The 777-nt window shown below is 75.5% G+C and carries 1 protein-coding gene; it reads right to left on the bottom strand.

The genetic code is table 11. The features are described from left to right. On the bottom strand, nucleotides 1-777 hold a 777-nt coding region (locus HMPREF3086_RS01745), incomplete at both ends, for a putative PEP-binding protein (protein WP_141763948.1).

The raw sequence follows: 777 nt of genomic DNA, 5'->3' as shown, positions 1-777 counted from the left end.
GGTGGCCACCGACAGCGAGGTGACGCCGAGCCCCAGCAGGACGCAGGCGAGGTCCGGGTCGGCCGCCGCTTCGCCGCACACGCCCACCGGGATCGACCGGCCGTCGGGGGAACGGCCGGCGGCGTCGGCGACCGTGCGGATGAGTCGCAGCACCGCGGGCTGCCAGGGATCGGTGAGGGCGGCCAGGTCGGGGGACATCCGGTCGGCTGCCATGACGTACTGGGTGAGGTCGTTGGTGCCGACGGACAGGAAGTCCACGTGCGGCAGGAAGCGGTCCACCGCCACGGCGACGGACGGCACCTCGACCATGATCCCGGGCGTGAGGCCCCGGCCGCGGCAGCGGTCGGCGAAGTCGCGGGCCTCGTGGACGGTGGCCACCATCGGCGCCATCACCCACGGTGAGGACTGCGCTCCGCCGACCTGCCGGCCGGCCGCCGCGAGGGCGTCGAGCTGCCGGTCCAATAGCCCGCGGTCGAGCAGGTCCACGCGGATCCCGCGCACGCCGAGGGCGGGGTTGTCCTCCTCGGTCATCCCGGCGAACGCGAGCGGCTTGTCCGAGCCGGCGTCGAGGGTCCGGGTGACGACGCGCGCGTCGGAGAAGGCGCCGAGCACTCGGGCGTAGAGCGCGACCTGCTCGTCGTGGGTCGGCTCGTCGGCCCGGTCGAGGAACGCCAGCTCGGTGCGGAACAGGCCGATCCCCGCGGCCGGGCCGGCGGCGGCCGCCTCCGCGCCGTCGCCGTCCTGGACGTTGGCGAGCAGGGAGACCGCGTGGCCGTC

This window comes from Dietzia sp. HMSC21D01 (assembly GCF_001815995.1).
Taxonomy (GTDB): Bacteria; Actinomycetota; Actinomycetes; order Mycobacteriales; family Mycobacteriaceae; genus Dietzia; species Dietzia cinnamea.
The sequence above is the reverse complement of the archived record's forward strand: the minus strand, read 5'-3'. Positions and strand labels throughout refer to the sequence as shown.